The 2,393-nt window shown below is 67.9% G+C and carries 4 protein-coding genes and 1 pseudogene; 3 read left to right on the top strand and 2 right to left on the bottom strand.

Annotated features, from left to right (window positions below; genetic code table 11):
- Positions 1–251: pseudogene (locus BO39_RS34835) on the bottom strand (transposase); the annotation flags it as partial.
- Positions 252–302: 51 nt separating this feature from the next.
- On the opposite strand from BO39_RS34835, the gene BO39_RS29220 reads away from it, so the two are divergent.
- Both BO39_RS29220 and BO39_RS34175 read left to right on the top strand, forming a co-directional pair.
- Positions 303–881: an LLM class flavin-dependent oxidoreductase gene (locus BO39_RS29220; protein ID WP_211257615.1), complete on the top strand. Its 579-nt coding sequence runs from the start codon at positions 303–305 to the stop codon at positions 879–881.
- Positions 882–905: 24 nt separating this feature from the next.
- On the top strand, positions 906–1,043 hold the full coding sequence (locus tag BO39_RS34175; RefSeq protein WP_211257616.1) for a hypothetical protein: 138 nt from the start codon (positions 906–908) through the stop codon (positions 1,041–1,043).
- Positions 1,044–1,312: 269 nt separating this feature from the next.
- On the opposite strand, the gene BO39_RS29225 is transcribed toward BO39_RS34175, so the two are convergent.
- Positions 1,313–2,194, bottom strand: a complete 882-nt coding sequence (locus BO39_RS29225) for an ABC transporter permease (protein ID WP_052403037.1) — start codon at positions 2,192–2,194, stop codon at positions 1,313–1,315.
- Between the two features lie 25 nt (positions 2,195–2,219).
- On the opposite strand from BO39_RS29225, the gene BO39_RS34840 reads away from it, so the two are divergent.
- Positions 2,220–2,393 (top strand): DDE-type integrase/transposase/recombinase (locus BO39_RS34840; protein WP_169742903.1); only part of this gene is annotated, 174 nt, incomplete at its 3' end.

Genomic DNA, 2,393 nt, shown 5'->3' on the forward strand with positions numbered 1-2,393 from the left:
GTCTGGCGCAGCGCCAGGCGGAACACCGCCCGCAGGGTCAGCGCCGTGGTGATCGCCAAGGCGGAGTAGCGGGGCTGACCACCACGGCCGGTGCGGGGCTCTGCGCCCTACGCCTCGATCGCCTCCTCCGTGAACCACACGGTGAGGCTGCCGCGGGCGCGCAGACCTGCCTCGTAGGAGGGCCAGTTCGTCACCCGGTGCCGCTGCTTCAGGATGCGGTGCCGGCGGTCGGCATTGGCCTTGTACGGTATGGCGGGCGCCTCCTTAACCATCGAGGGTTAGCCCTCACGCCAGCCGACCGGATGATACCCAGGCGCACGACCCATGCACCAAGGTCGCTCGGCGCCGGCACCGGTGAGTCCCTGAACGAGGTGCCCTCCATTGGCATGGAGTGGCCTGCCTTCAACGAGCGCTTCGCCCGCTTTCGCGAGGCCATCCAGCTCATGCGCCAACTGTGGACGGAGGACCGCGTCTCCTTCCGTGGCGAGTTCTATCGCACCGAGAATACGACGCTTTACGACCGCCCGGTAACGCCTGCTTCCATCTTCGGCGCCGCCGCCGGTGCGATGGTCGCGAAATGCGCCGGTCGTGCTGGGGATGGCTTCATCTGCACCGCGGGAAAGGCCGAAAGCCTCTATACCGAGACCCTGCTGCCAAATATCGCCGCCGGGCTGGAGGCCGCGGGTAAGGACGGCACCGGCTACGAGCGCATGATCGAGATGAAGGCCTCCTTCGACGCGGATGCCGGACGCGCGCTGGAGGACACGCGCCACTGGGCCGCGCTCGCGCTGAGCCAGGAGGAGAAGCTGTCCGTAGAGGATCCACTGGAAATGGAGCGGCTCGCTGCCTCCCTCCCCCTCGAGCGCGCTGCCAGCTGCTAGATCGCCTCCTCAGACCCTGAGGAGATGGTGGAGCGGATCGGGGCCTACGCGGCCCTCGGCTTCAACCACCTCGTCTTCCACGCGCCGGGCCCAGACCAGGCGCGCTTCCTCCGGCTATTCGGGCAGGAGATCATCCCGCGGTTGCGCGCCCGGTTGGGCTGACAACGTGCAGCCTGTTCTCGCGGAGCGGGTCCACCAGTCGCCACACCTGTTGAAGCAGGCGGCACCCGCCGTCCTACGATGGCAGGAACGCACATCGTCCAAGCCCGACCATTGGTCGACCGGGAGGCCAGCCGTCAGACCTGCCTTCCCGACATGGTCCGATGCGGCACACCGATCCGCGTTCATAACCAGCCACCACCTACCCCGCGGCGACGCACCATGGAAAAGAAAGATTCCGCCGGGGCAGGACGAGAGCTATTCCGCCTCGTTCACCGGCCTCTACCACGAGGATCGAGCGCGTCGCGCAGACCGTCTCCAAGCAAATTGAACGCGAGCACGACAAGGAAGATCGCGGCGCCGGGATAGACCGCCATCCAGGGAGCCTGGGTCAGGAAGCGCTGCGCGGCATTCAGCATGGAACCCCAGGACGGATTGGGCGGCTGCTGACCAAGGCTCAGGAAGGAGAGCGAGGCCTCCGCGATGATGGCCTCGGCGATCGCGAGCGTGGCCTGCACGAGCAGGGGCGGTACGATGTTAGGCAGGACATGGACGAGGGCGATGCGCCAGGGCGGGTTGCCGAGCGAGCGCGCGGCCTCCACCCATTCCGTTGTCTTCGCCTCCAGAGCCATGCCGCGCGCGAGGCGGACGAAGATGGGGCTGGCCGAGATGACGATGGCGAGCATCGCGTTCTCCAGCGCCGGACCGAGGAAGGCGGCGAGCGCGATGGCCAGGATGAGGAAGGGCACGGAAAGCATCGCGTCCGTGACACGGGAGATGACCGTATCCACCCAGCCGCCGCTCAGCCCGGCGAGCAGGCCAAAGGGCACACCCAGCAGCAGCGCGGCCGTGACCGAAAGGCCGCCGGCCATCAGCGAGGCCCGCGCTCCCCAGAGCACGCGGGACAGCACGTCGCGCCCGTTCTCGTCCGTGCCGAAGAGGTATAGCTCCGAGGGTGGCTTGCGGATGCGGGGCCAGGAGGTGGCGATCGGGTCATAAGGGGCGATCCACGGCGCCAGAAGCGCCGCGAGGATGAAGGCGAGGACGACGACCAATCCCACCACCGCCAGGCGGTGCCGCAGGAAGCGCCGGAGTGCGCGGCGCGCCGGGCTGTCCGTGCGAAGGATGGCGGGGGAGGTCGCTGTCGCGCTCATGCCGTGCGCGGGCATTGGCAAGTTGATGACCTGTGGTCGGTTCTTCAATCGCCTGCTTGCAGGCCTCAAGTACAAGCCCCGTCGGCTGGTCACCGACGGGCTGAAGAGCTACGGGGGCGCTCGGCGCGAGCTCCCACTCGAAGTCCGGCATCGCAGCAGTCGGTACTTGAACAATCGGGCGGAGAACTCGCACCGGCCC

It is taken from the genome of Roseomonas aerilata DSM 19363 (assembly GCF_000711725.1).
GTDB classification, from domain to species: Bacteria; Pseudomonadota; Alphaproteobacteria; order Acetobacterales; family Acetobacteraceae; genus Roseomonas; species Roseomonas aerilata.

Coding starts and splice junctions, on each gene's coding strand:
- BO39_RS29225 (WP_052403037.1), bottom strand. CDS start 2,194: ATGAGCGCGACAGCGACCTCCCCCGCCATCCTTCGCACGGACAGCCCG.
- BO39_RS34175 (WP_211257616.1), top strand. CDS start 906: ATGGTGGAGCGGATCGGGGCCTACGCGGCCCTCGGCTTCAACCACCTC.
- BO39_RS29220 (WP_211257615.1), top strand. CDS start 303: ATGATACCCAGGCGCACGACCCATGCACCAAGGTCGCTCGGCGCCGGC.